The following is a 26012-nucleotide window of genomic DNA, read 5'->3' as shown; positions in this document are numbered from 1 at the left end:
GAAAGCCATTTTCCGGCTTGTTGTACTCTTGTGTATATGCCTGTTACGATTACGACTACAACGGTTGCGAAGACCAATCGGGGCTTGGCTTGTCCGCCAGAGGACGCGACCTGAACTCCCTCCATCCAGAACGCTGGTCCGCCCTCAGGGACAGGTTCCGGCTGACGAGCTGTTGGGAGACCGAGAGAACCGTGGCCATCTCGGCTTGTGTCAGGGTGGGCCAGAAGTCGGCAAGCCAGTAGACTTGCAGCTGTATTAACATCTCCCGCCGTCCCGTCTTGAACCCTTCAAAGTCGGCCTTCGCCTCTGCTACTGGGCCGGCCTGCCTGGCCTGCTCAAGTTCTTGCACGGCCAAGGCCCAGACATCAGCAAGCCATTCCTGGCCATCGGGACTGACCACGTCGAACGGAAACTTGTCCACCCTGCGATAGTGGCGCTTACCGAGACCCCGTTCCACGAACCATGCCGCGAGAAGGTGGCGGGTCACTCGTCCCGTGGTCTCAATTTGAAGGACGCCGAGATGGCGAAGAACTTCTGTCGTATGGCGGCGACCGAGGCCGTGCATCTCCCCAAGCTCGCGGATGGTGATCCAGTTTCCGAGGTCAATCTCTTCAAGCTCGCCGGTCGAACGGTTCAGAACCTTACGGGTGTACTGCATCCCGCTGACCTCAGGCCGCTTCCGCGTCGGCCCGCTCAGGGCGCTCCATAAAGGCAAACCTGTCAAAGGGCACGTACCGGGCAAACCTCGGGCCGTGATTCACGCCTTCCTTCACGGTCCACTGTGCGGCCTTCTGGACGTCCATGATCAGGAGGCGGGGGAAGGCTTCGCTATCGGCCCATACCTCCAGCGGCCCGGATAGACCGAGGGAGACCAGCAGGCGGCATGCGTCATGCGATGGAACGTGGGACTTGGTTATGATGGTCTCTCCCCGGAAGGAGACCGTGTAGGGCTGCCCTCGGTTGTCAGGCTTGAGGGCCTTGATGGTGATCTTCAGGGTGTTGGTATTGGCAATGGTGGTCGTGGTCATGGGAGTTCCTTTCGCCCCGAGGAAGTCACGCCTCAGGGTTGCTCAGTGGGTCAGTGGTGGTGGTGGTTACGAGGCTAGTGCGCTGGTCGTCCGAAAGAACCACCTAGATTGCCCATTGCGGCAACTACTTCTTCCACTGTCATGGGATAGCACTTGCTGTAGGTGTCAAAGGCCACAGCAAGGAATGCCTCCTCAGCCAGACCATGGGGGTCTGGGCAGCCAGTTTCGAGTTCGTCGATGGTCGCGCAGACCGCTTGTGCTGTGAGATGCGAGACAATCTCAATCTCATCGAAGCCGTTTGTCACAGTCAGCACCGGCTGCTGAACGCCCCTGCATATCTTTGCGGCATTTCGGACCATCTGGGCCCGCAGCGACGGTGGACAAACTGCTGCAGTCAGCTCACGAAGGTCAACCCAAGGAAAGTCGGGTTCGGAATGTGGGGGCTCAAAGAACGAGACCCTAGCACCGTTCAACTCAGCGGTTGCCAGCATGCGGGTCGAGTAGGATAGCGTTGTCTTGGTCATGGGAGTTCCTTTCGTGCCGAAGGGTGTCACGCCTTGGCTTGCTCAGTAGATCGTTGGAGATGATGGCGATGATGGTGGTGGCTCGGTGCAGTCGGATGGCGAGGCCGGTCCCCCGCCGATGGGGCAGGAGACCAGACTAACGACTGACTGAGCACGGCCGGCCTGATCAGTCTGAAGACCGATGAGACCGGTAGGAACGTCACCACAACGTTCTCGTTTGTCGAGTGCCCAGCCGCGTAGCGGCGATGAGGGCTCGTTGGTGGTGACGATAAAGGGCGGCGATCAGGTCGCCTTATAGGGTATCGTTAGGGGGTCTTTGATGGTGAGTGGTGGTGATATTAAAGCTGCTTCCATCATCATCAGTCCATCATAGAGTCCCTCTCTTCAGTGGTCCTCCTTCGATAACTCTGCTCGAAGGTTCTCCTGAAGTCCTCGTCTATTCCTCCTGTTCTTTTTCCTTAGGTGAGGGTTAATTCCAAGATACTGATTTTTATATGCAATTAGCGGTCTCGCATATACGGGTGAATTCGCCCGATGAGGGCCGTGCGGTCTCCCTAAGCCCGCTCCAGAGCCCAGCGTTGAGCGTTCATGAAAGTGTCCTGCTGTTGGGCTCCGAGGCCGCGAAGTTTCGGATATACTTAGGTGGGTGGTAATTGCCGCAGGACCGGCGTTTCTTCCTGTCACGTATCGGCCAAGGAGCGCATTCAGGCAATTTTATGGGGCGACGTTGCTGAAACTCGGAATGGCGCTGTAGGTCGATAGGGATCGCGGGAAATCGCCTGTGACCGTCTCGGTTAATTCGACCTCATCGGCCCATGCACGGGCCGGCGCCTGTCAAGGTTTGGCCGTCTTGCTTCCTCGATGCTCCGAGATTTGGAATGGCAGGTCGAATGTGACCCTGAGAAGCATCCCAAGAAATTCCACCACGGCCTGAGCGTCTTTGGGAGCCGTGCCAGCTGCGCCGGGCGTCGGGTGAGCGTTGTCATTGCCCAAGACCCTGACCTCGTGCGCCCACTCCACCATCACAGGAGGAAGAACGCCCTTCTTTCCCAGATCGTTGATCTCTTCAAATAGCGACTTACCTGTGGCCTGCTGATGGCGAAGGACAAGCTGAACCGCGCTACGGGCCATCAACGCCGCAGCATCCCAGTTTGACCCCTCAATGCTGCGCCGCGCTTGGAGCCAGAAGCGCCCGACATCATCCGGCCAGTGGGTTGGCCACTTCGTCGTCTCCTTCAGCCAAGGAACTTGATAATGACGCTGAAGACCTGAGCTGCCTGTTCCCCAAAAGACCGAAGTGAGATTTCCGCACTCCTCGCAGCGCAGCGTGTCGTAACGCAGGGCTTTTCCCTTGTGGTTTTTCTTGATGATACGGCTCTCAAAAGCAAATCTACCGCTCTCTCCGCAGAAGCCGCAATCTACAAGGTCTAAGCGCAATTCATCGTTATAGGCCGAATGACCTGAACCTTCACCAATCTCCCACCAGCTCATCGTTCTGCATCCTTAGATTGGCCGAAACACTGCATACTAGAAAAGGGGGCTACTTCCAACAGGTGCTTGGTCCGAATGCCTTCGTCATCGCACGCGTCAAGGTGACCAGCTTCACTGCCGTTGAGCCGTAATGCTTCTCACTCGCCCCAGCGTTCAGATGCCCTAGGATCGCGGCCTTATCGGTTGGATGAACCCCTGTCAGATCGCAACGATCAGCCATGTTGTGTCGCAACGAATGGACCGTGTGCAACGGGTTCGATGAGACCTCACGGAGGCGCTTCATCAGTGATGCCGATGCCGAGTTCGGGCCAGCGTCACCCGAATAACGCAGGAAGGCGAACAGGCCCTCATCAGCCAGCTTCAGCGCTGCCTTAGCGGCCATGAGAGCGTCTCCGACCAAGGGTACGTCACGGCGTGAAGAAGCGTTCTTCAGGCGTCTACCTTCATGGCTAATAATCTTCAGGTGCGGCGTCTCTCCATCGGTCTGGATGTCCTGAACACGCAGACCCGTGATCTCCGCCAAGCGGCAGCCTGTCCCCTCCAGTAGCCGCCAAATCAGCTTCAGGTCGGGGTTGGCCTTCTTAATGATGATGTCCCGTGTGGCCGTCATCACGGCTTCCGGCAGGGGGTCTCGGTCTTCCTTGTCGATGTTGACTTCAAGGTCTTTGGGTAGTTCGAGCCGGTCAAACGGATTGTCCATGCTGCGGAGCTTCTTGTCCCGGTAAAGCGAGAAGATACCCTTGACGTCGTTTAACTCGCGCCGCACGGTCGATGGCTTCCGCTTCTCACCCTGGCTGTTTGGCTTATCCAACAGGAAGTCGCGGAGCTTGTAGGCGTCGTCAATGGTCCAGTCGGTCAGGGCAGGGACGGTCTTCAACGCGGCCTTGATGTCACCCATCATCGCCTCTATGCGAACCTTGCGCTTGCGCTGCGCAAAATCGCTGCCAGAGATGCGCTCCTTGACGTAGAAGTCTACGGCGTCTTGGAGGGTCGGCTTCGGTGCGGCCTGTGGCGGCGCGGCGGGGGCGCTTGGGGTGTCGATCACTGCCCCGGTGTTCCGTTGCTTCTTGATCTCGTTCGCCCTGATGGTCGCCTTGTAAACAGCCCTCACCACCTTTGGCCAGCTTGGAGAGCCATCCGCAAGTCTGAGGCCAACGTTATCCCATGACAGGACTTCCCGCGCTTCGTCCATCATAAAGTCGGAAAGCTGGCCACGTGCGAACTCTGCCCGGTTTATCTCATCGAGCGCTTCTAGCCAGTCAGCATCATTGTCGAAGTCCCGGCTTTCAAAGCCGCTCTCCCGAGTGTCATCATCCTCATCAAGGAGGTGGACGAAGTAGGCGTCCTCAACGGCCTTCAAATGGGCTTCTGAAAGTTCATCAAGGGGCGGTTCAGTAAGCCGTGCCTGGGCAAGCCGATGTTTAAGGAAGGATGCGACAAGCGATGCGCTCTCCGTTCGAAGCCGGTCCAAAGCAATCTTCCGTTCCCGAGTACGAAGTGATTTCCAGATTTCCGCCTTGCCGAACGTCTTCTGTATGTCCAATGGGACTGGAGCGCGGAGGTAGAAGGTGCGGCCACGAATAGCTAGCCAAGGGTATTTTGTCATGTCTTCCATGCCTCCGCTGTAGCAGTTTGCTGTAGCAGATGGAAGTCTAACCTCTTGATTTCACGCTATGTTATTGACTTCAAACGAAGTCTTTGGTGCCCCATGCCGGAGTCGAACCAGCACTCCTTTCGGAACTCGATTTTGAGTCGAGCGCGTCTACCAATTCCGCCAATGGGGCATAAGGGAAGGTAACAGCGGCGGACTATACGAATGACGCCGGGTTGGTCAACCGCTTTTTGGGCCGCTTCAGGCGCTTGCCGCGTTGAGCTCGGCCATATCCTCTTCCATCAGCCTCAGGCTGGCCGCAGTATCGATCGCGTTGAAGCCACGGTCGACGAAGGCATCGAGAATCTTGAAGCTTTCCCGTTCGTTCAGCGTCCATCCGAAGACGTTTCCGCCCAATACGAGCGGGGCGATCTCAAGGCCGGCATTTCCGAGCGGACGCTTTTCCATGACGGGACTCCTTGTTTTTCCTCAAGTTTAGAAAGGCGGGCCGTGCCATGCAATGACAATCGCGTGAAATTTGCTGCGCCGCATTATCGCCCCGGTTTACAAGCAGCCTCCCCCGCGCCTATGAACAAAATCCGAAATCGCCAACAGGACGTGCCGATGCTGAAAAGCCTTTACGACTGGACCATGCGGCTCGCCGAGCGTCCCTCCGCCGAAATCTGGCTTTTCATCATTTCCTTCATCGAGAGTTCGATCTTCCTGGTGCCGGCGGAAGTGCTGTTCCTGCCGATGGCGATCGCCAATCCGAAAAAGGTCTGGCGCTACGGCATCATCGCTTCCGTGGGCTCGATCCTCGGCGGCGTGGCTGGCTGGATGATCGGCTATTTCGCCTTCGCGACCATCGCCGCCCCGGTGCTCGAATTCTACGGCAAGCTCGATGAATTCGAGGCGATGAAATCAGGCATCGACATCAATTGGATCCTGCTGTTCCTGATCACATCGGGTGCCGCGCATCTGCCACCGCTGAAGGTCGTGACCATCCTGTCCGGCGTGCTGCAGGTGAACCTTCTGCTGTTCTTCGTCGCGGCCGTGGTCGCCCGCGGCGGCAAGTTCATGCTGCTTTCATGGCTGTTTGCGAAATACGGCGTGTCGATCCGCGATTTCATCGAAAAACGCCTCAATTGGCTGGCAGCACTGGCAGCGGCGATCCTCATCGCTCTCTATCTTGTCTATGAGCTTTTGAAACATTGACCGAGACGTGATCCATGACTTCGACCTCGTTTGCCGTGCCCACTGATTCCCGCGCCATGCTGTGGCCCGCGCTCCTGCTCACGGCGGGCATGGCGGTCGTCATCCTCTCGGCGCTCGGCTTCGAGCATATCGGTCACTACATTCCCTGCGCGCTCTGTCTCATGCAGCGCTGGCCATACTATGTCGGCATCCCGATCGGCCTGCTGGCGGTGCTCTCCTCGGCGATGAACGCGCCACCGGCGGTCACCCGCACGCTGCTGCTGCTGGCGGCACTTGCGATGCTGGTTGGTGCCGGCATGGGCGTCTATCACGCGGGCGTCGAGTGGAAATTCTGGGAAGGCCCGGCGACATGCGCGACTTCGGTCAACGCAATCTCCAACAACGCCGCCGACCTGCTCAACGACCTCAACACCCAGCACGGGCCGTCCTGCACGGATGCGACGCTGCGGGTTCTGGGGTTGTCGTTTGCCGGGTGGAATGTGATCACCAGCCTGGTGCTGGCGGGGATTGCGGTGTTTGGGGCAACGCGGAAGGGGTGAGGCGCTGCTCAAAAGACCTTTTTGACCAAAGGCTCCACTTGGGAATCTGTCAGAATTCGTACGATGCTGCCGTCGATCCCAGGCAGATGAAATCCGCATGTCGACGAATAGTGGGTTGCGACATAAACGAAAGTTAGGCCGTCACCGGCGTCACCAATATTGCGCAGTTTGTAATCGCTATTCTTCAAAAATTCGTGCGTCTTGGCGAGCGATCCGCCATTCTCTCGCGCAAAGGCCTCTGTGGCCGCCTTGTTTTCCGCATCGCTCCTGGCCTCGTCGCAAGACATCTTGGGACCGGTGCCGATCGCCGGAAAATAGTAGGCGTAACCGACCACGCCATTCATCAATAAAGACAAGGCGAGCACGACATTTCTCAGCATCAAGGCTGCAGTTCCGTATCCCAGTAAAGATAATCCACCCAGCTTTCATGCAGATAGTTCGGCGGGAAGTGGCGGCCGTTGTTGTGCAGGTCCTGCACCGTCGGCCGGTAGGGCTTCTGGTGCGGGAACATGCCGGCCTGCTTGGGCAGCTTCGAGCCCTTGCGCAGGTTGCAGGGCGCGCAGGCGGTGACGACATTTTCCCATGTCGTCTGGCCGCCCTTGGCGCGCGGCGTGACGTGGTCGAAGGTCAGGTCGTCCTCGTCGCCGCAATACTGGCATTCGAACTTGTCGCGCAGGAACACGTTGAAGCGCGTGAAAGCCGGAAACCGTGAAGGCTGGACATAGGACTTGAGGCAGACGACGCTCGGCAGCTTCATGGAGAAGCTCGGCGAGGAGACCGCCTGCTCATATTCCGCGATGATATGGACGCGGTCGAGGAACACAGCCTTGATCGCATCCTGCCAGGACCACAGCGACAAAGGGTAATAACTTAGCGGCCTGTAATCCGCATTGAGGACCAGGGCTGGAAGCGACTGGGGTGATACTGCAATCGTCAAGTCCTACTCCTGACCGATTCGAATTCCCTGCTTCTTCATACTAGGCGTATTGCAACAGGATTGTGAAGCCCTGAAAAGAATACGTTTTTCGCAGTTACTGCTTTTACACAACCGGGATTGCGTCACGCTTGTGCTCGACGGCATAGTAGGCCCAAAGTACCCGCGCGGCAATCGACCGGCACGGCTGCCAGCGGACAGCCATGGCACGCAGGGCCTTGTCGCTCGGGCGCGGAGACAGGCCGAAGGCGCTGCCAGCAGCACTTTGCAGCGCCACATCGCCCGACGGAAAGATATCCGGGTGGCCGGCACAGAACAGCAGGAAGACCTCCGCAGACCACGGCCCGATGCCCTTGACACCCGTGAGTGTGGCGATCGCTTCGCTTGCCGGCAGGTAGGCCGCTGTCTCCAGATCCAGCCCATCGGCGCAGGCCTGCGCCAGTCCGCGCAGCGTGCTTTCCTTGGCGCGGGAAAGGCCAACCGACCTCAGTTCCTCGACGGAATGGGCGAGGATGTTCTCCGCAGCTACCACGCTGGTCAGCGCTTCGAGCCGACCCCAGATCGCATCGGCGGAGGCGCGCGAGACCATCTGCGAGACGACGATATGGGCCAATCCCTCGTAGCCAGGCGGGCGATGGCGAAGCGGAATGGCACCCGCCCTTGCGATGACTGGTGCAAAGGCCGGATCGATGTCGGCCAGCGATACAATGGCAGAATCGATATCTGCCTCGGTCCTGATCGGCTGCATCGGATCAGAACTTGTCCTTGCGGGCGCGAATCTCGGCAAAGACCTCCCAATCCTCGGCACCCTCCATGCCGAGATGCTTGCGGATGCCGGCATCGTCGGCGCGCAGGAAAGGATTGGTGGCGCGCTCGACGCCGATCGTTGTCGGTGCGGTATGGCCGCCAGCCGCAAGCGTCGCCTCGATCTCCTTCACCCGGTCGCGAAGCGCGGCACTCTGCGGATCGACCGTCAGCGCGAATTTCGCATTGCTCAGCGTATATTCGTGCCCGAAATAGACCACCGTATCATCCGGCAGCTTGCGCAGCTTGAGAAGCGACTGCCACATGTCGCGCGGGCCGCGCTCGAACAGCCGTCCGCAGCCGAGCGCGAACAGCGTATCGGCGGCAAACAGCAGCTTGTCCTGCGGCAGGTAGTAGCAGATATGACCGGCCGTGTGCCCCGGCGTCTCGATCACCTCGACCGGATGACCGGCGAAGGAAAACTGGCCGCCATCACCAAAGGCAAAGCCGATGCCCGGAATCTTGTCGGCCTCGTTCTTGGGACCGGTGATCTCGACATCGAAGCGCGCCTTCAGCGCCAAATTGGCCTCGACATGGTCCTGATGGTGATGCGTGGTAAAAATATCCGTCAGCGTCCAGCCGCGCCGGGTGAGCGCGTCGAGGATCGGCTGTTCCTCGGGTGCATCGATGGACGCGGTCTTGCCGCTCTCGGAATCATGCAGCAGCACGCCGAAATTATCGCTGCGGCAGCGGAAAAGCTCTATCTCTAATTCTGCCATCGGATGTCCCTATCTCGCTTGTTCAAAATGCTTTTCGCGAAGATGTAGTGCCACCGCCCTTGAAGTCCAACCCGGTCACGTTACATTTCGCCCATGAGTACCGATATCGTTGACCTCAGACAGTTCTATCATTCTCCGCTCGGACAGATGGCGATTGCCTCGATCGGCCGCGCGATCGGTACGGTCTGGCCGCGCCTGCCGGACGAGCGGCTGATGGGCCTCGGCTTCACGCTGCCCTATCTCGAAATGTTCCAGAGCGGTGCGGAACGGACCTTCGCCTTCATGCCCGCAGGGCAGGGTGCGGTGAACTGGCCGCCCGGCGCGCTTTCGGCGACGGCACTGGTCTTCGACGAGGAACTGCCGCTGCCGGACGCCTCGATCGACCGTATCCTGCTGGTCCATTCGCTGGAATTCGCCGAAAATCCCCGTGAAGCGTTGAAGGAACTCTGGCGGGTGCTGGCACCAGGCGGGCGGCTCGTGGTCGTGGTGCCGAACCGGCGCGGCGTCTGGGCACGGCTGGAGCATACGCCTTTCGGCGCCGGCCGGCCCTATTCACGCGGACAATTGACCTCGATCTTGCGGGAGGCGAACTTCACGCCCGGCGCCTTCGCCGAGGCGCTGTTCTTTCCACCCTACCGCAAGCACTGGATTCTGAGGCTCTGCCAATGGATGGAGCCGTTCGGCCGCCGCGTCATGCCGGTCTTCTCCGGCGTCATCGTGGTCGAGGCGCAGAAGCGGCTCTACCAGGGCCTGCCGGTCTTCGCACGCTCGTCGCGCCGGGTCTTCGTGCCCGTGCTCTCACCGCAGGGTGTGCCGACATCGCGTGATGCAGCGGCCTCTCTCCCTCTCGACAATGCCTCGTCCCCGGTTTATGGCCATCCGGTCTGATTTTTCACCGGATTTCCCTGGGCATGAGTGACGTAGAGTTCAACAAGATCGCCTTGGTCGGCATAGGCCTGATCGGCTCCTCGCTTGCGCGGGCGATTGCTGAAAAGGGCCTGGCGAAGGAAATCGCCATTTCCACCCGCAGCGAGGCGACGCTTGCCCGCGCTAGAGAACTCGGCCTGGGTACCAGCTATCACGCCAGCGCCCGGGATGCGGTCAGGGATGCCGATCTCGTCATCGTCTCGGTGCCGGTCGGCGCGTCGGGCGCGGTCGCAGCCGATATCGCACCGGCGCTGAAGCCGGGCGCCATCGTCAGCGACGTCGGTTCCACCAAGGCCTCGGTGATCAGCCAGATGAAGCCGCATATGCCTGATGGCGTGCATTTCATCGCTGGCCATCCGGTTGCCGGTACGGAATATTCCGGCCCTGATGCCGGCTTTGCGACGCTGTTCGAAGGTCGCTGGTGCATCCTGACGCCGACCCCCGATGCCGATCCGGTCCAGGTCGCGAGGCTCAGGCATTTCTGGGAGACGCTCGGCTCACTCGTCGAGGAGATGGACGCGGAGCATCATGACAAGGTGCTGGCGATCGTCTCCCACCTGCCGCACATCATCGCCTACAACATCGTCGGCACGGCCGAGGACCTCGAGACGGTGACGGAATCGGAAGTGATCAAATATTCCGCGTCCGGCTTCCGCGATTTTACCCGCCTCGCCGCCTCCGATCCGGTGATGTGGCGAGATGTCTGCCTGCACAACAAGGATGCGATCCTTGAAATGCTGTCGCGTTTCTCCGAAGACCTCGCCTATCTGCAGCGGGCGATCCGCTGGGGCGAGGGCGACAAGCTGTTCGAACTCTTCACCCGCACCCGCGATGTCCGCCGCTCGATCATCGAAGCCGGCCAGGACGTGGCCGCGCCGAACTTCGGACGCTATCCAGAGAAGTAAGCCGGCTTACTTCCTACCCAGAGACATGATCTTCTGGCGGATCATCTTCGCCACGTTGCGGGTGTTCTGGTAGAGATGCAGCTGCGTCCCGACCTGGCGCACTTCGCGGTCGGAATTCTCCTTGAGCCCGATGATCAGCGTGCCCATCGCCTCGCGCTCCTTCCAGAGCCGGCTCATGATGGGATGATCGGGGATGGCGCAGGAATCCGTGCGCACGATATTGGCATCATCGAGGTGCCAGTCCGTGAGCTGGGCGACCAGCAGCTTGCCGGGCGAGAAGCGCGAAAGCTCCTCGTTGAAGGCGGTTTTCCAGGTATAGGCCTCGCCATTCATCATCAGCACGATCATCGAGGCGATCGCCTGGCCGTCGAGATCGATCGTATGGATGCGCGCGGCGTCGATTTCGGCCAAATTGTTCACCGCCTCACGGGCGAAGGCGGCACGCAGGCGGTCGGATAGCATCGCGCTGCGTTTCTTGCCCTTCCAACCGCTCGCTTCGAGCATCAGGAACTCTTCCATGCGCATCCTGATATCCCTGGGCTGGCGGGCGATCTCGTATTTCACCGTGCCGAGCTTTTCGATCAGACCCCACTGCCGGCGCATCTCGCGCATATGCGACGATTTGATAGAGGCTTTGAGATAGGCGTCGCCATCGAGAAGGCTGTCGAGCATCGGCCGGCTCTGCTCGTTGGTCGTGCTGATCGGCAGGTTGCGCGACATGGCGATCGCGCGCGCCACCTGGGCGAACTGGCCGTTGAGGCGGATATCAGGCAGGACGAGAACGCTCGGCAGCCGGCTTTCTTCGCGGCCGAGCGCATCGAGAAAATTGTCGATCGTCTCGGCGGCACCTTCGGCATCGACCAGCGGTGTGCCGAGCGGTCCGTAGGAATTCGACCAGGCGCGGATGATCGGCGCGCCGATCGAGAAGCCGGGGCGCTCGACGGAGAACGGCATCAGGAAACGCAGCCGGCTCTTGCCATCCATCTCGTCACGGACGACGGCGAGCCTGATCTCGCGGTCTTCCAGACGCGGCATGGCAGGCGCCAGGAAGCGGCTAGTGAAGAAGACATTCGGCTCCATCGCCCGATTGGACAGGAAATCCAGCTCTTCCTGCAGGTCGTAGCCCGCCTGCGGCGCATAGATCGATAGCGCGCGGCCGGGACGTCCCGCCTCGATCGAAAGCGACGGCGCCGGGCGCTGCCGTGTGGTGCCGATCTCGCCATGCGCGAGTTGCATGGAAGCGTGGAAACCTTCTTCGTGCAGTGTCGGGACCGGGGACATGGGTTCAGATATCCTCAGGATTGGGTCGCGCGAGTTCAGGCCGCGCGAATATGAACAGCGTGATTTTCAAACGGCTACGGACCGCCACATGCAGCAGCACCGCTTCGACCAGCATGGCAAGCGCCGCAGCCGTGGCCGCGCCCTGAATGCCGTAAAGCGGGATCAGCAGCAGATTGAGGCCGATATTGGCGGCGAGCGCCACGACGTAGAGCTTGACGCAGAGCGACTGTTGGCCGGCCATGGTCAGCAACACTTCACCCGGGCCGACAGCGGCCTTGCACATGATGCCGAAAAACAGGATCACCATGACATTGTAGCCCGCGGTAAACCCCTCGCCGAACATGCCGAGCAGAAAGTTTCCGAGAGCCAGCGCCGTCAGCCCGACGAGCAGGCTCGGCCAGAACACCCAGCGCACGCTCTGGCCGGAGAATTTCGCCAGCGCCTCTCGGTCATCCCCGGCAAACAGCGCTGAAAAATGCGGAGCGGTCGCGGCCTTCACCGAGAAATACACGAACTGCACCAGCGCCATGGTCTTCGAGGCGGCGAAGTAGATCGCGACCTCGCTCGGCGCCAGGAACAGGCCGGTCACCACCGTATCGGAATTGGTGAGCAGGAAGATGAAGCCTTCGATCAGGAAGATCGGGATCGCGACGCGGAACCAGGGCGCGAATTCGACCTTGGCCGGCCCCCGGTCGAAGCGCCGGCGCAGCCGCCACGTGATGTTGAAGAACTGGCCAACCGTCGTGACATAGGCAGCGGCAAGGCCCGCCACGATAGCGGTTTGCGCCGTCTGCGCCGCACCCATCCAGACAGCACCCAGCATGAAGACGAGGATCAGTACCGGCCGGATGATATAGGTCGGCGAGAGCGCCGCGATGGCCCAGGAATTGGCGCGCGCCGTGCCTTCCATCGTGTCGCCGAGCGCGATCATCGGCAGGATGAACAGCGCGATATAGAGCGGCATCACATAGTAGGATTCGATCAGCCCCTGCGCGAAATGCAGCGCCACGAGGCCGACAAGCAGAACCCCCGTCGAGGACATCAGTGCGAAGAGCCTCGCGGTTGCCGTCAGGCCGCGAATGCGTTCGACATCATTGACAGCCTCGAACTGCGGCAGGAAGCGTATCTGGGCCGAATGGAAGCCGAGGCAGGAGAGATTGCCGATCAGGATCACCAGCACCCAGACGAAGACGAAGATGCCGTATTCGTGCTGGCCCATCATGCGGGCCAAGACAATCTGGGAGATGAAGGCGATTGCCGCCGAGACGACGCGGATCATGAAGGCGATCAGGGCATTGCGGCCCGCGCGTCCATCGCCATCGCTTGACGTCAAGAGTTCGTATGCCTTCCCCAACAGGCCTTTCAGCCCGCCGGAACCGGTTTCCGGCAAATCCTTTTCGGATGCCTGGAGAAGGGCCATGAAACGCAATACTCGATAGGTGTGAACGCAAAACAACTTACTCGTTTCTCACACATCAAGGTTAAGAAACGGTTCGAGAAGCCTGCGAAACATTAAATCGAGACGGATTTGGCGATCACGTCGAAGTGATCAGTTGGCATCCTCGGGCAGATCGGGAAGCGCCGAAATCTCGATGCCTTCTTCGGTCAACGCCTGGGCTTCCTCGAGCGACGCGCGGCCCAGGATGCCGCGTGCTTCCGCTTCGCCGTAATGTATCTTGCGGGCTTCCTCGGGAAACTTCTCGCCGACATCCTCGGCATTGGCGCGGACTTCGCGCACGGCTTCCTTGAGCTTGTCCATCATGTCGCGGCGGACATTGTCCATCACCACCGCCTGGGTCCTGTCCTTTTGGCGGCCCGTCGTGACATTCGGCGCCATCAGCAGCTTGGAGACAGCTTTCGACTCGCAATGCGGACAACTGACATAGCCGGCTTCCGACTGGCGATCGAAATCGGCACTCGAGGAAAACCAGCCCTCGAACTGGTGTCCGGCATCACATTGAAGGGAGTAATTGATCAAATCTTCACGCAACAGCGGCGCGTGTCGGCGCCGTCTCCTTGACTTCGAACTCCCGCGCATTCCTGAGATTTGGAATCTTGCGGCGCGCGGCCGCCACTTCGGCAATGTCGAGCTCGGCGGTGATGACCGCCTCGCCTGCGCCGCTCGCGACTGCAAGCACGCGGCCCCAGGGATCGACGATCATGGAATGGCCGAAGGTCTCGCGGCCATCCTCATGCACGCCGGCTTGTGCCGCAGCGATCATGAAGACGCCGTTTTCGATGGCGCGCGCGCGGATCAGGATTTCCCAATGCGCCTCGCCAGTCTGGCGGGTGAAGGCTGCCGGCAGGCTGACGATCTCCGCCCCGGCGACCGCCTCGGCACGGAAAAGCTGCGGGAAGCGCACATCGTAGCAGATCGCAAAGCCCAATCTGCCAAAAGGCAGATCAGCCAGCCGCGCCTCGCTGCCAGGGCGATAGACCGCGCTCTCGCGCCAGCTCTCGCCATTGTCGAGATCGACATCGAACATGTGGATCTTGTCGTAGCGGGTGACGATGCCGCCATCCGGTCCGAACAGGAAACCGCGATTGGCAATCTTGCCGTCGTCGAGCAGGATCGCCGTCGAGCCGATATGCAGGTGAATGCGCAGTTCCTTGGCCAGAGCCGAAGCCCCGGCGACAATCAGATCGGTCGCTTCCGGCCGCAGGATTTCCATCAGCCCCTTGCGGTCGCGCTGCAGCGCGCCGGTCATCTCGGGCGTCTGGATATAGGTGGCGCCGGCGGCATGCGCCTCGCGCACGAGCCGTTCAACGCTTTTCATGTTCCGTTCGGGATCGACCCCGGAGCACATCTGGATGGCGGCGACCTTGACCATGTCTATCACCTCAAGCTGCAAGCAACAGATCGAGCTTGCCCGCCCGATCGAGTGCGTGGATGTCATCGCAACCACCGACATGCTGGCCGTTGATGAATATCTGCGGGAATGTGCTCTTGCCCCGCGCCTTCTCGATCATCTCGGCGCGCAGCTGGGAATTGCCGGTGGCGTCATGCTCGACATAGTCCACGCCCTTGCCTTCCAGCAGGGACTTGGCTGCGGAGCAATAGCCGCAATATTGACGTGTATAGATGACGACCGAAGCCATGATCTTCTCCAAACGATTGGGCCGCAGCCCCTTGATATCTCATATAATGCCGGCGCCCGGCCTTGCAATGGCCATTGCGAAGGTCAGCACGGTCACATCCGCGGCACCGGCGCGTTTCATGACCCGGGTGACGGCGGAGACAGTCGCGCCAGTCGTATAGACGTCATCGACCAGAACGATCCGCTTGCCGAAAAGCTCCGTCTTGCCCTGAACAGTGACCTCGAACGCGCCGCGCATATTGGTCTCGCGCTGCGCCTTTCCCAACCCGATTTGCTGCGCCGTGGATTTCTTCCGCCGCACGGCATTGGCGGCAAGCGGCTTGCCGGTGATTTCGACCAAGGCGCGGGCCAGTTCGGCCGACTGGTTGAACCGGCGCGACAACAGGCGCCAGGTATGGAGTGGCACGGGAATGATGAGATCGCATTCGGCGAGCACTTCGCCGCCCGCACGCGCCATCCACTTCGCCATCATCGGCGCGAGCTCAGTCCGGTCGCGGTACTTGAGCCCATGCACGAGCTTGCGCGCGGTGCCATCGAAGGTGCAGACCGATCGCAAGCGATCGAAGACCGGCGGATCGGCGATCGCTTCAGCCGACAGGAACCCGGCACCGAGATCATGCTCGAACGGCGTGCCGAGCACCTCGCAATAGGGCCGCTCGATGAAGCTGATATCCTGCCAGCATTCCTGGCAGAGCGCGCCGTGGCTGGCATTCATCCGGCCGCAGCCGGGACATGTCGGTGGAAACACGAAATCGGACGCGCGATGCCATTGCGCACGCGCGTATCCGATCAGCAGCGGCGTGAAGAATGGCCGCCGTGTTTTCGTGTCCAGCTCTTCCATTCCTTGACATTATGACAGCGCTGATGACTTTGCGAGAAAAACAAACGAGCACATGACATGGATATTCTGTTCGATCCCGGCCTGGTGGTGGCACGGCGCAAGCGCGCGGCAAAAACCTTCGAACCAAAGGCGGGTTTCCTCATGGATCTCGCAGGCGAGGAGCTTGCCTTCCGCCTGCACGCGGTTGAACGGCATTTCGAGCACGCAGCCGAACTGTTCGGCGGCACGGGCAGCGTTGCGACTGCGGCGATGATGACGGGCAAGATCGGCGAGATGAGGCGCGTCGATGTGGCCGGCAACGCCGACATCCAGACCGGCAGCTTCGAGGATGTCCCGCTTGAACCCGCTTCACTCAATCTCGTCCTGGCGCCACTGGCACTCCACGTCGTCAACGACCTGCCCGGCAGCCTGATCCGCATCCGCCGCGCGCTGAGGCCTGATGGCCTCTTCCTCGCTGCGATACCCGGCAGCGGCACGCTCGCCGAACTCAATGAAGTGCTGCTCGAAACCGAAACCCGGCTTTACGGCGGCGCCAGCCCCCGTGTCATCCCCTTCGGCGATGTTCGCTCCATCGGCGCGCTGCTGCAAAGAGCGGGCTTCGCCCTGCCCGTCGCCGATGTCGAGACCTATACGGTCCGCTATGAATCGCTTTTCGGCTTGATGAAGGACCTCCGCGCCTTCGGCATGACCAACATGCTGGCCGATCGCTCGCGCCGGCCGGTCTCACGGCAATTCTTCATCGAAGCGGCCAAGCTCTATGCCGAGCGTTATGCCGATCCCGACGGGCGTGTTCGTGCGACCTTTTCGATTATCTATCTCTCGGGCTGGGCGCCGCATGAAAGCCAGGCCAAGCCGCTGAAGCCGGGTTCGGCAACGGTGCGGCTTGCGGATGCGCTCAAAACGAAAAAGCCCGGCTAAGCAAAACGGTCACGTCGTCATCCTCGGCCTTGTGCCGAGGATCTGGTGATCTCTCTTTAAACCACTGAAACTATTATTCTATATCTAACGTTACCAGATCCTCGGCACAAGGCCGAGGATGACGTCCGGGGTTTTGTCGGTACCCAAAAAAGAACCCGGCAAATGCCGGGCCCCTTCATTCGCCTGCCTTTGGAACGTTGTCAGCAGCCGCCATTCTCGTCGGATGCACCGACAATGCACGCTTCGCCGGGATTTTCCGACAGCACGCTGCGGCGGATCGTATAGTGCCTGGTCTTGCCATCCTTCGGCGGCACCGAGCCGGTGGTGATGTTGTCGTAATCAATGGTGCTTGCCTGCAGCCGGGCGCCGGATTTGTCCGGCGCCAGCATCGGTGTGACGATCAGGGAAAGGGCGATTGCCGCCGTCCCGAACAGGAGTGCCAGGTTGAGAGCACCCATGCGGTTCGGCTTTGCACCAACGAACTCCCGATCCGGCTCTTCATGCCAGTGCTCATTGTTCATCTGTCAGTCCTGTAGAAAAATCAAAATCATAACGAGCCTGATTTTTGCCACAGGGACCTAAACGAAACCTTAACAGAAACTTATTCTTAACGATTCAATTGAGCAGATCGACCAGGAATGGGACAAGCGGTTCGTCCGCCGCGGGCATCGGATAAGTCCTGAGATCGCGGGTCCGGACCCATTTCAGCGCCTGGCCTTCGAGCCCGCGCGCGATGCCCTCATAGCGCCGGCAGATATAGAGCGGCATCAGCAGATGGAAGTCATCGTACGCGTGGCTGGCGAAGGTCAAGGGTGCCAGGCACGGCACCTGCGTGATGATGCCGAGCTCTTCCTTGAGTTCGCGGATCAGCGTCTCCTCGGGCGTCTCGCCCGCTTCGACCTTGCCGCCGGGGAATTCCCACAGGCCCGCCATCGGCTTGCCCTCCGGGCGCTGCGCGATCAGCACGCGCCGGTCGGCATCGACCAGCGCACAGGCCGCGACCAGCACGATCTTCTTCGGCTCGCCGCTCACGCCCATTCTCCCTTTTGCCAGTAGGCATAGGTGTAGGCATCCCTGAAGCCCATGGAATCATAGAGGTTGCGGGCATTGGTGTTCTTGACCAGCACTTGCAGCCAGGCCTGCCGCGCGCCGCGCAGCCGTGCCCAGCGCAGTGCCGACGAGACAAGTTCCCGGCCGATCCCCTTGCCACGCAGGCTCTTCGCGACCACGACCTGCTGCAACCCGGCTAGATCGTTGTCCTGCACGCAGATGCCGACCGCCGAGGGACCATCGGCGCTTTCCATCAGGAACAGTCCGGCCGCCGGTTCGATCGCCGAAATGATGCCCGCGACGGTGGCGGGCGTCGTATCGCGCGCCTCGTCGATCCGCACGCAGGCGTCCGCGAAACGCTGGATGTCATGGGTCGGCAGATGGTCCATGCCGCCCTCGAGATCGAGCTCATCGAGATCGGCCATCATCACCAGCGTCTCGTAGCCGCTGTGCCAGCCGAGACGGCCGAGCAGATCAGGCAGTGCTGGCGGGCAGAGCGGCGATTGGCGGATGGCCGCATTCAATCCCTCGGCGGCAAAGGCTGCCTCGGCCGCGCGAATGCGGGCCTCCATATCGCGCTCGTCATGGGGATCCAGCGGCACAAGGCTGTTGAGCCGCTTGGAGGGATGGCCTGGCGTGATGCGAAGCTGCCAGCTGCCATCGAAAGTAACGCGCGCGGCCGGCCAAGCCCGGAAGCCCGCGGCTTCGAGCCGGCGGACCAGCGGAAGTCTTGGTGCATTAGCTGCGATAGTCGCCATTGATCTCGACATATTCCTTGGTCAGGTCACAGGTCCATACGGTGGCCTTGCCGGCGCCCAGGCCCAAATCGACCTTCACGGGAATCTCTTGCCCCTTCATGACGGCGGATGCCGCCGCTTCCGAATAGTCCGGATCGCGCTCGCCCTCGACTGCGACACGAATATCGCCGAACGAAATCGCCAGCCGATCGCGGTCGGCCGGCTCGCCGGCCTTGCCGACGGCCATGACCACGCGGCCCCAATTGGCGTCCTCACCGGCGATGGCCGTTTTGACCAGCGGCGAATTGGCAATCGACAGCGCGATCCGCTTGGCGCTCTCGTCGCTGACCGCACCCGTGACGGTCACTTCGACCATCTTGCGCGCGCCTTCACCATCCCGCACCACTTGGTGGGCGAGATCGAGCAGCACGGCATTGAGCGCATCGGCAAAACCGGAGGCCTCGGACACCTTTTCGACCCGCTTCTGGCCGCGATTTTTCGCCGCACCCGTGGCAAACAGCATCAGCGTGTCCGAGGTCGACGTATCGCTATCCACCGTCACCGCATTGAAGCTCGGGCCGACGCCCTTGCCGAGCAGTTCCTGAAGCGCCGCGGGCGCAATGTCCGCATCGGTCACCACGAAGGACAGCATGGTCGCCATATCAGGCGCGATCATGCCCGCGCCCTTGGCGATGCCGTTGATCGTGACCTTGACGCCGCCGATTTCGGCGCTGCGTGTCGCGACTTTGGGATAGGTATCGGTGGTCATGATCGCCTTGGCGGCGTCGAGCCAGAAATCGCCCTTTGCCTTGCCGTTCATGTCGCCGAGCACGCCTGCGAACTTTGTCGCATCGAGCGGTTCGCCGATCACACCGGTCGATGCGAGATAGATCTCGTCCACGCCACAGCCGATCGCTTCGGAGGCGGATTTCGCCGTCAGTTCGGTGGCCGCGCGGCCTTTCTTGCCGGTGAACGCATTGGCATTGCCGGAATTGACCACCACCGCGCGCGCTCGGCCCGTGGCCAGGTTGAAACGGCAGAAATCCACCGGCGCCGAGGGGCATTTCGAACGGGTGAAGACGCCTGCGACGCTTGCCGGCTCGTCGAACACCATCAGCAGCACGTCGGTACGGTTCTTGTATTTGATACCCGCTTCGGCGGTAGCCATGCGGACGCCGTCCACGGCAGGCATTTCAGGGAAGGATTTTGGCGCGAGCGGCGAAATGGCATGGGACATCGGCCTTCTCCGGTCAGAAAATATCTGGATGGCGAAACAAAAATGGCACCCGGAGACCGGGCGCCATTTCGCGGGATATCAATTACTTGGCCGGCTTGTTGGCTTCGTCATAGAGCTTCTTGAGCGCCGGATCATCGACCTCGATCTTTGCGCCTTCGCGCGAAGTCTTGAGCATTTCCATATACTTGTCGCGCAGCACGACCTGCTTGACCTGGTCCTTGACCTGGTCGAAGGCCGGCGGCGGGGCCGTACGCTTGTCTTCAACCTTGATGACATGGAAGCCGAACTGGGTCTTGACCGCAACCTTGGTGACGTCGCCCTTGTTCATGGTGAACACGACGGCTTCGAATTCCGGCACCATCATGCCCTTCTTGAAGTAACCGAGGTCGCCGCCATCCGACTTGTTGGGATCGGTCGACTTGGCCTTGGCGAGTTCGGCGAAATCCTTGCCCTCGCCGAGTTCCTTGATGATCGCCTTGGCTTCGTCTTCGGTCTTGACGAGGATGTGACGGGCACGGACTTCCTCGACCGGCGGCAGCGCCTTGACCTCCTTGTCGTAGCGGGCCTTGACCTCGGCATCGGTCACCGTGTCGACGACATGCTTCTTGAAATAAGTGTTGTGCAGTTCGCGGTCGAGGATGAAATCGAGGCGCGCCTTGAAATCAGGCGTCTGGTCGAGCTTTTCGGCACGGGCCTTTACGGCGATGACCTTGGCGTCGATGATCGTGCTGAGTGCCGCGAGCTTCTTCTGGTCGTCGGGCAGCTGCGCAAGCTGCGGATCGAGGTTGCCGATGGCGAGGTCGAGATCGGACTTCTTGATCTCGGTGCCATCGATCTTCGCGATGACAGGATCCTTGGTGTCCTGGGCAAAGGCGGGCAGGGAAATGCCGGTCAATGCGACGAGCGCGGTGGCGGCAATCAGGTTCAAACGGGACATCTCTCTACCACTTTCCTCTCAATTCGGAATTCGGGTTCGGGATTTGCATTTTTCGGGCTAAAAGGCAATCGGAAAAGCGAGACTTTGACCCGTTCCCGTTGACATGCGCGAGACCCCCTCTTATCTGTCTCGCGACCTTGGCGACGCGAATAGCGGCGTGCGCCGGAACGTCTTTTGTCGGGTCTTCATTGAATCCCTCCAGGCGTTTAACGTGAAATAGATTTGGGAAAGGACCATAGCAATGGTCAGTCTTGGCGGCCTCGCCCGCAAATTGTTCGGTTCCTCTAACGACCGCCGAATCCGTTCCTATGGCACCCGCGTCGCGGAGATCAATGCGCTCGAGCCGCAGATCAAGGCGCTCAGCGACGAGCAGCTCCGGGCGAAGACGGATGAATTCAAGGCGCAGCTAGCCGCCGGCAAAAGCCTCGACGACATTCTGGCGCCGGCCTTCGCCGTCGCTCGCGAGGCGGCGCTCCGCGTGCTCGGCATGCGGCCCTTCGACGTCCAGCTCATCGGCGGCATGATCCTTCACGAAAACGCGATCGCCGAGATGAAGACGGGCGAAGGCAAGACGCTTGTCGCGACGCTGCCCGTCTATCTCAATGCACTCTCCGGCAAGGGCGTGCATGTCGTCACCGTCAACGACTATCTCGCCCAGCGTGACTCCGCCCAGATGGGCCAGATCTATTCCTTCCTTGGATTGTCCACTGGCGTTATCGTCCACGGCATTTCCGACGACCAGCGCCGCGAGGCCTATGCCTGCGACGTAACCTACGGCACCAATAACGAGCTCGGCTTCGATTATCTCCGCGATAACATGAAGTACGAGAAGAACCAGATGGTCCAGCGCGGCCACAATTTTGCGATCGTCGACGAAGTCGACTCGATCCTGGTCGACGAGGCCCGCACGCCGCTGATCATCTCCGGCCCGCTCGAAGACAAGTCCGATCTCTACAATCTCATCGACGCCTTCATCCCCCAGTTGAGCCCCGAAGACTATGAAATCGACGAGAAGCAGCGCTCGGCCAACTTCTCCGAAGGCGGCACCGAGAAGCTCGAGAACCTGCTGCGCGCAGCCGGCCACCTCAAGGGTGAATCGCTCTATGACGTCGAGAATGTCGCGATCGTCCATCACGTCAACAATGCGCTGAAGGCCCACAAGCTGTTCACATCAGACAAGGACTACATCGTCCGCAATGGCGAAATCATCATCATCGACGAGTTCACCGGCCGCATGATGCCGGGCCGCCGCTTCTCGGAAGGCCTGCACCAGGCACTCGAAGCCAAGGAACACGTGGCGATCCAGCCCGAGAACCAGACGCTCGCCTCGGTCACCTTCCAGAATTATTTCCGCATGTATGCCAAGCTTGCCGGCATGACGGGCACGGCATCGACCGAAGCCGAGGAATTCGGCAACATCTACGGCCTCGAAGTCGTGGAAGTGCCGACCAACCTGCCGATCAAGCGTCTCGACGAGGACGACGAGGTCTACCGGACGGTCGAGGAGAAATACAAGGCGATCATCATCGACATCCTCGATTGCGCCAAGCGCGGCCAGCCCGTGCTCGTCGGCACGACCTCGATCGAAAAGTCCGAATATCTCGCGACCCGCCTGCGCAATGAAGGCTTCAAGGACTTCCAGGTCCTGAACGCCCGCTACCACGAGCAGGAAGCCTTCATCGTCGCCCAGGCTGGTGTGCCCGGCTCGATCACCATCGCCACCAACATGGCCGGCCGCGGTACCGACATCCAGCTCGGCGGCAATCCCGATATGCGGATCGCCCAGGAACTCGGCGATGTCGAGCCGGGTCCGGAGCGCGATGCCCGCGAGGCGGTTATCCGCGAGGAAGTCCAGAAGCTGAAGACCAAGGCGATCGAGGCCGGCGGTCTTTACGTGCTGGCGACCGAGCGCCACGAGAGCCGCCGCATCGACAACCAGCTGCGCGGCCGTTCCGGCCGTCAGGGCGACCCCGGCCGCTCGAAATTCTTCCTGTCGCTGCAGGACGACCTGATGCGCATCTTCGGTTCCGAGCGCATGGATTCGATGCTGGTCAAGCTCGGCCTCAAGGAAGGCGAGGCGATCGTCCATCCCTGGATCAACAAGGCGCTCGAACGCGCCCAGAAGAAGGTCGAGGCGCGCAACTTCGACATCCGCAAGAACCTCCTGAAATATGACGACGTGCTCAACGACCAGCGCAAGGTCATCTACGAGCAGCGCCTCGAGCTGATGGACGCCGAAAGCGTCACCGAGGACGTCGAGGACATGCGCCACGAGGTCGTGGATTCGATCATCGGCAAATATATCCCAGAGCGGGCCTATGCCGAGCAGTGGGACACCAAGGGCCTCCAGGACGAGATCATCAAGAGCCTCAACCTCGACCTGCCGATCCCGGAATGGGCCGCCGAGGAAGGCATTGCCGAGGACGACATTTCCGCGCGCGTCAAGGCCGCCGCCGACGACGAAATGAAGGAAAAGCGCGAGCGCTTCGGCGACGAGCTGATGAACTATGTCGAGCGCTCGGTGCTGCTGCAGACGCTGGACCATCTCTGGCGCGACCACATCGTCAATCTCGAACATCTGCGCTCGGTCGTCGGCTTCCGCGGCTATGCCCAGCGCGACCCGCTGCAGGAATACAAGCAGGAAGCCTTCGAACTCTTCCAGGCGCTGCTCGCCAACCTCCGCAACACGGTCGTCGGCCAGTTGATGCGCGTCGAACTGGTGCAGAACGCCCCGCCGATGGACGACCTGCCCGAGATGCACGGCCATCATCTCGACGCCTCGACGGGCGAGGACGACTTCCTCGAAGGCACGCCGATCGGCAATACCGTATTCGCGGTGCAGGAAACGACCCGCAACCCGAACGACCCGGCAAGCTGGGGCGAAGTCGGCCGCAACGAGCCCTGCCCCTGCGGCTCGGGCAAGAAATACAAGCACTGCCACGGCGCATACCAGACCGCCTGATCAGTCCAGCTATTCATGACCGTGCCCCGGATGGATAATCCGGGGCATTTTCGTTTAGAGGCTCTTGCATTGAAATGGAGTAGGTTCTGCCGGAGCAGGTTTTTGTCTGGGCAGAGGCGATTGGCGAAAGGCATATCCAGATATACGCCCGAGCCAATCGCCTCTGATCCAGGCGGAAAGATGCCTGGCAGAATCGGCTCCATTTCAATGCAAGAGGCTCCAAGGCGCCTGGCGTTGCAAATCCCGCATCCTCCGTGGCATAGATGCCAGCGATCCCTATGGCCGATGCAGAGATCAATCGAAGAAAGACAAAATGTTCGTATCCAAAAAGCTCGTCTATCTCCAGATGCAGAAAACCGGCAGCACCCATGTCACCAAGGTGCTGAAGAAGCATACCAAGGGCAAGACGAAGGAGCGCCACGAACAGCTGGAAGACTATGACGCCTACAAGGACCGGCTGATCGTTTCATCCGTGCGCAATCCCTGGGACTGGTATGTCTCGCTCTGGGCCTTCGGCTGTGGCGGCAGCGGCGGTTTTCACAAGTATCTCGTCGCCACGCCCTGGAGCGAAATCCGCCACGCGCAAAAGCATGGCGGCGTCGGCGCAGCGGCAGGAGCGCTGGCGAGATCGGCAGCCCGCATCGGACGCCGCCCGGACTGGAAAGCGCTCTATGCCGATGCTTCCAACGAGGCGAACTTCCGGAGCTGGCTCAAGCTCGTATTGGGCGAAGAGGGCAGGCACATCCAGAAGGAAGGTTATGCCACCAGCGACGTGAAATCCGTGATCGGCTTCAAGACATACCGCTTTCTGGCGCTCACCACGGAATTCGACAAGTGGAACAATATCGGCCGCAAGGCCAGGACCTATGATGAACTCTCACGCTTCGCCGACGAGCATACGATCACCAGGCGCATCCTCCGGATGGAGACGCTGAACGGCGATATCTACGACATGCTGCAATCGGTCGGCGCCAAGGTGACGATGGAGGACATCGAGACGATCGGCAAGACCAACGTCTCCGTCCACCGCAAATACGACACCTATTACGACGACGAGACCTACAAGCTCGTCGCCGATCGCGACCGGTTCATCATCGACCGGTATGGATACAAGATGTTCTGAAGCGGCGGTGCCGTTTGACATCGATCGAGAATTGCCTGATCGTGATCGCCGGCCGCGGCCCATGGCCCGACCGGCCAGGGAGGCTAGCATGTCCAATCATGTCTACAAGAAAGTGGAACTCGTCGGCAGTTCCAAGACCTCGGTGACCGACGCGATCGAAACCGCGATTTCGCGCGCCTCGAAAACCATGAGAAACCTCGACTGGTTCGAAGTCGACCAGATCAGGGGACATATCAAGAATGGTTCGGTGGAGCATTACCAGGTGTCGATGAAGGTCGGTTTCCGGATCGACGACTGACGACTGGCCTGCCGACGCCCCGACGAGAACCTATCCGGCGCGTGGTCGCCTGCGGGCGATTGCGTGCGCAATGCAATCTTGCCGATCGAGGGAAATCACATATGTATTACGCAATCCTCGCCTATCACCTCGAAGGCGTCGTCGAATCCTGGACAGCCGAGGAAGACGCCGCGCTGATGACCGACCTGCTCGCGGTGAATGATCGCCTCGTCAAGGCAAAGCATCTCGGCCCGGCCGCGCGGCTTGGACCCACCAACGGCGCCGTGACACTGCGAGGCCCAGGCGCCGGCGTGGTCATCGACGGCCCCTTCGCCGAAACCAAGGAACAGCTCCTCGGCCTCTACGTCGTGGATTTCCCTGATATCGAGGCAGCCATTGCCGCCGCCCGCGACCTCCGCCGCGCCAATCCATCAGCGGTCTATGAGATCAGACCGATTTCGCTTTATCTGCCGGGCGCGCCGCTGGAGCAGGGTGGGGAATAGTCTCAAGCTATACGGCCCTCGGAGCCAACGCTTGCGCACAGACCTCAGAGCGAGCATTCTTGGCGCGGGCATTATGCCAATTTCGGGAGCGTGCGATGAACTTCGAACAACGGCCTACTCCATCCACGGCGATCGTTGAACGAGATGGCGGGTGGGTTGTTGTCACTCAGAACATGGACGGAAAGGACAGACAGGAACGGTTCTTTCACGGTCGCGCCGAAGCCAACGCCTTCTGGCTGAAGGAATTGGCAAGGACAAAGGCAGCGAATTAGGAGCAAGCTACCTCTGCAGTCCCTTGATCATCCATGACCAAGGCACAGGGATAGCCTGCCGAAAGGGCAATCCCGCAGAGCGCGCGCGAGAGAACTCTG

The 26012-nt window shown here is 60.5% G+C and carries 30 protein-coding genes, 1 tRNA gene and 1 pseudogene; 10 read left to right on the top strand and 22 right to left on the bottom strand.

Going from position 1 to position 26012, the window contains the following annotated elements; all coding sequences use genetic code 11:
- Window positions 1-55 precede the first annotated feature (55 nt).
- From ACSQ26_RS25815 to ACSQ26_RS25785, 7 genes and pseudogenes are all read right to left on the bottom strand, one after another.
- Window positions 56-658: a hypothetical protein gene (locus ACSQ26_RS25815; protein ID WP_436014027.1), complete on the bottom strand. Its 603-nt coding sequence runs from the start codon at window positions 656-658 to the stop codon at window positions 56-58.
- Window positions 659-668: 10 nt separating this feature from the next.
- Complete coding sequence (locus ACSQ26_RS25810) at window positions 669-1028, bottom strand: hypothetical protein (RefSeq protein ID WP_436014025.1); 360 nt, start codon at window positions 1026-1028, stop codon at window positions 669-671.
- 74 nt (window positions 1029-1102) lie between these two features.
- Window positions 1103-1552: a hypothetical protein gene (locus ACSQ26_RS25805; RefSeq protein ID WP_436014023.1), complete on the bottom strand. Its 450-nt coding sequence runs from the start codon at window positions 1550-1552 to the stop codon at window positions 1103-1105.
- Between the two features lie 834 nt (window positions 1553-2386).
- A complete protein-coding gene (locus ACSQ26_RS25800) occupies window positions 2387-3043 on the bottom strand; it encodes a DUF4145 domain-containing protein (protein ID WP_436014021.1) in 657 nt (218 codons plus the stop codon).
- A 49-nt stretch (window positions 3044-3092) separates the two neighbouring features.
- On the bottom strand, window positions 3093-4658 hold the full coding sequence (locus tag ACSQ26_RS25795) for a DUF6538 domain-containing protein (RefSeq protein ID WP_436014019.1): 1566 nt from the start codon (window positions 4656-4658) through the stop codon (window positions 3093-3095).
- Window positions 4659-4742: 84 nt separating this feature from the next.
- Window positions 4743-4827: transfer RNA gene (locus ACSQ26_RS25790), tRNA-Leu, on the bottom strand.
- A gap of 125 nt (window positions 4828-4952) precedes the next feature.
- Window positions 4953-5102, bottom strand: a pseudogene (locus ACSQ26_RS25785) (aldo/keto reductase); the annotation flags it as partial.
- Between the two features lie 156 nt (window positions 5103-5258).
- Between ACSQ26_RS25785 and ACSQ26_RS25780 the strand changes: the two are divergent.
- Together ACSQ26_RS25780 and ACSQ26_RS25775 are read left to right on the top strand one after the other, a co-directional pair.
- Window positions 5259-5849 carry a YqaA family protein gene (locus ACSQ26_RS25780; RefSeq protein WP_436014017.1) on the top strand — a complete coding sequence of 197 codons (591 nt, stop codon included), beginning with the start codon at window positions 5259-5261 and terminating at the stop codon, window positions 5847-5849.
- Between the two features lie 14 nt (window positions 5850-5863).
- Window positions 5864-6388, top strand: a complete 525-nt coding sequence (locus ACSQ26_RS25775) for a disulfide bond formation protein B (protein WP_436014015.1) — start codon at window positions 5864-5866, stop codon at window positions 6386-6388.
- 8 nt (window positions 6389-6396) lie between these two features.
- On the opposite strand, the gene ACSQ26_RS25770 is transcribed toward ACSQ26_RS25775, so the two are convergent.
- The 4 genes from ACSQ26_RS25770 to gloB all read right to left on the bottom strand — a co-directional run bounded on the left by ACSQ26_RS25770 (window position 6397) and on the right by gloB (window position 8845).
- Window positions 6397-6768 (bottom strand): hypothetical protein, encoded by a 372-nt coding sequence (locus tag ACSQ26_RS25770; RefSeq protein ID WP_436014013.1) that lies wholly within the window; start codon window positions 6766-6768, stop codon window positions 6397-6399.
- Window positions 6768-7325 (bottom strand): HNH endonuclease, encoded by a 558-nt coding sequence (locus ACSQ26_RS25765; protein WP_436014011.1) that lies wholly within the window; start codon window positions 7323-7325, stop codon window positions 6768-6770. The genes ACSQ26_RS25770 and ACSQ26_RS25765 overlap by 1 nt, the downstream gene beginning before the upstream one ends.
- Window positions 7326-7428: 103 nt before the next feature.
- Window positions 7429-8070, bottom strand: a complete 642-nt coding sequence (locus ACSQ26_RS25760; RefSeq protein WP_436014009.1) for a DNA-3-methyladenine glycosylase family protein — start codon at window positions 8068-8070, stop codon at window positions 7429-7431.
- A 4-nt stretch (window positions 8071-8074) separates the two neighbouring features.
- Window positions 8075-8845: a hydroxyacylglutathione hydrolase gene (gloB, locus tag ACSQ26_RS25755; protein WP_436014007.1), complete on the bottom strand. Its 771-nt coding sequence runs from the start codon at window positions 8843-8845 to the stop codon at window positions 8075-8077.
- A gap of 93 nt (window positions 8846-8938) precedes the next feature.
- Between gloB and ACSQ26_RS25750 the strand changes: the two genes are divergently transcribed.
- Together ACSQ26_RS25750 and ACSQ26_RS25745 are read left to right on the top strand one after the other, a co-directional pair.
- A complete protein-coding gene (locus tag ACSQ26_RS25750; protein WP_436014005.1) occupies window positions 8939-9733 on the top strand; it encodes a class I SAM-dependent methyltransferase in 795 nt (264 codons plus the stop codon).
- Window positions 9734-9756: 23 nt separating this feature from the next.
- Window positions 9757-10677: a prephenate/arogenate dehydrogenase family protein gene (locus tag ACSQ26_RS25745; RefSeq protein ID WP_436014003.1), complete on the top strand. Its 921-nt coding sequence runs from the start codon at window positions 9757-9759 to the stop codon at window positions 10675-10677.
- Between the two features lie 6 nt (window positions 10678-10683).
- Here ACSQ26_RS25745 and ACSQ26_RS25740 read toward each other — a convergent pair whose 3' ends face one another.
- The 6 genes from ACSQ26_RS25740 to ACSQ26_RS25715 all read right to left on the bottom strand — a co-directional run bounded on the left by ACSQ26_RS25740 (window position 10684) and on the right by ACSQ26_RS25715 (window position 15888).
- Window positions 10684-11913, bottom strand: a complete 1230-nt coding sequence (locus ACSQ26_RS25740; protein ID WP_436015479.1) for a GNAT family N-acetyltransferase — start codon at window positions 11911-11913, stop codon at window positions 10684-10686.
- A gap of 49 nt (window positions 11914-11962) precedes the next feature.
- Window positions 11963-13378, bottom strand: a complete 1416-nt coding sequence (locus ACSQ26_RS25735) for an oligosaccharide flippase family protein (RefSeq protein ID WP_436014001.1) — start codon at window positions 13376-13378, stop codon at window positions 11963-11965.
- A 129-nt stretch (window positions 13379-13507) separates the two neighbouring features.
- Window positions 13508-13936 carry a DUF1178 family protein gene (locus tag ACSQ26_RS25730; RefSeq protein WP_436015478.1) on the bottom strand — a complete coding sequence of 143 codons (429 nt, stop codon included), beginning with the start codon at window positions 13934-13936 and terminating at the stop codon, window positions 13508-13510.
- A gap of 4 nt (window positions 13937-13940) precedes the next feature.
- A complete protein-coding gene (locus tag ACSQ26_RS25725; RefSeq protein ID WP_436013999.1) occupies window positions 13941-14789 on the bottom strand; it encodes a carbon-nitrogen hydrolase family protein in 849 nt (282 codons plus the stop codon).
- 10 nt (window positions 14790-14799) lie between these two features.
- Window positions 14800-15057 (bottom strand): glutaredoxin 3, encoded by a 258-nt coding sequence (grxC, locus tag ACSQ26_RS25720; RefSeq protein WP_436013997.1) that lies wholly within the window; start codon window positions 15055-15057, stop codon window positions 14800-14802.
- A 39-nt stretch (window positions 15058-15096) separates the two neighbouring features.
- On the bottom strand, window positions 15097-15888 hold the full coding sequence (locus ACSQ26_RS25715) for a ComF family protein (RefSeq protein WP_436015477.1): 792 nt from the start codon (window positions 15886-15888) through the stop codon (window positions 15097-15099).
- Between the two features lie 66 nt (window positions 15889-15954).
- On the opposite strand from ACSQ26_RS25715, the gene ACSQ26_RS25710 reads away from it, so the two are divergent.
- The gene (locus ACSQ26_RS25710) at window positions 15955-16815 is read left to right on the top strand and encodes a class I SAM-dependent methyltransferase (protein ID WP_436013995.1); all 861 of its coding nucleotides are present in this window, start codon (window positions 15955-15957) and stop codon (window positions 16813-16815) included.
- 200 nt (window positions 16816-17015) lie between these two features.
- Here ACSQ26_RS25710 and ACSQ26_RS25705 read toward each other — a convergent pair whose 3' ends face one another.
- The 5 genes from ACSQ26_RS25705 to ACSQ26_RS25685 form a co-directional block, all read right to left on the bottom strand.
- Window positions 17016-17336, bottom strand: a complete 321-nt coding sequence (locus ACSQ26_RS25705; RefSeq protein WP_436013993.1) for a hypothetical protein — start codon at window positions 17334-17336, stop codon at window positions 17016-17018.
- Window positions 17337-17430: 94 nt separating this feature from the next.
- Window positions 17431-17847, bottom strand: a complete 417-nt coding sequence (locus tag ACSQ26_RS25700) for a (deoxy)nucleoside triphosphate pyrophosphohydrolase (protein ID WP_436013991.1) — start codon at window positions 17845-17847, stop codon at window positions 17431-17433.
- The gene (locus ACSQ26_RS25695) at window positions 17844-18623 is read right to left on the bottom strand and encodes a GNAT family N-acetyltransferase (RefSeq protein ID WP_436013989.1); all 780 of its coding nucleotides are present in this window, start codon (window positions 18621-18623) and stop codon (window positions 17844-17846) included. Before ACSQ26_RS25695 ends, ACSQ26_RS25700 begins: the two co-directional genes overlap by 4 nt.
- Window positions 18604-19839, bottom strand: a complete 1236-nt coding sequence (gene argJ / locus ACSQ26_RS25690) for a bifunctional glutamate N-acetyltransferase/amino-acid acetyltransferase ArgJ (protein WP_436013987.1) — start codon at window positions 19837-19839, stop codon at window positions 18604-18606. Before argJ ends, ACSQ26_RS25695 begins: the two co-directional genes overlap by 20 nt.
- Window positions 19840-19921: 82 nt before the next feature.
- On the bottom strand, window positions 19922-20776 hold the full coding sequence (locus ACSQ26_RS25685; RefSeq protein ID WP_436013985.1) for a peptidylprolyl isomerase: 855 nt from the start codon (window positions 20774-20776) through the stop codon (window positions 19922-19924).
- 241 nt (window positions 20777-21017) lie between these two features.
- On the opposite strand from ACSQ26_RS25685, the gene secA reads away from it, so the two are divergent.
- From secA to ACSQ26_RS25660, 5 genes are all read left to right on the top strand, one after another.
- Window positions 21018-23738: a preprotein translocase subunit SecA gene (gene secA / locus ACSQ26_RS25680; RefSeq protein WP_436013983.1), complete on the top strand. Its 2721-nt coding sequence runs from the start codon at window positions 21018-21020 to the stop codon at window positions 23736-23738.
- 313 nt (window positions 23739-24051) lie between these two features.
- On the top strand, window positions 24052-24861 hold the full coding sequence (locus ACSQ26_RS25675) for a hypothetical protein (protein WP_436013981.1): 810 nt from the start codon (window positions 24052-24054) through the stop codon (window positions 24859-24861).
- A gap of 88 nt (window positions 24862-24949) precedes the next feature.
- Window positions 24950-25159: a dodecin gene (locus tag ACSQ26_RS25670; RefSeq protein ID WP_436013979.1), complete on the top strand. Its 210-nt coding sequence runs from the start codon at window positions 24950-24952 to the stop codon at window positions 25157-25159.
- A 101-nt stretch (window positions 25160-25260) separates the two neighbouring features.
- Window positions 25261-25641: a YciI family protein gene (locus ACSQ26_RS25665; RefSeq protein WP_436013977.1), complete on the top strand. Its 381-nt coding sequence runs from the start codon at window positions 25261-25263 to the stop codon at window positions 25639-25641.
- A 95-nt stretch (window positions 25642-25736) separates the two neighbouring features.
- A complete protein-coding gene (locus ACSQ26_RS25660) occupies window positions 25737-25913 on the top strand; it encodes a hypothetical protein (protein ID WP_436013975.1) in 177 nt (58 codons plus the stop codon).
- The last annotated feature ends 99 nt before the right edge of the window (window positions 25914-26012 follow it).

Source organism: Rhizobium sp. LjRoot254 (assembly GCF_964254105.1).
Classification (GTDB): domain Bacteria; phylum Pseudomonadota; class Alphaproteobacteria; order Rhizobiales; family Rhizobiaceae; genus Rhizobium_E.
The sequence above is the reverse complement of the archived record's forward strand: the minus strand, read 5'-3'. Positions and strand labels throughout refer to the sequence as shown.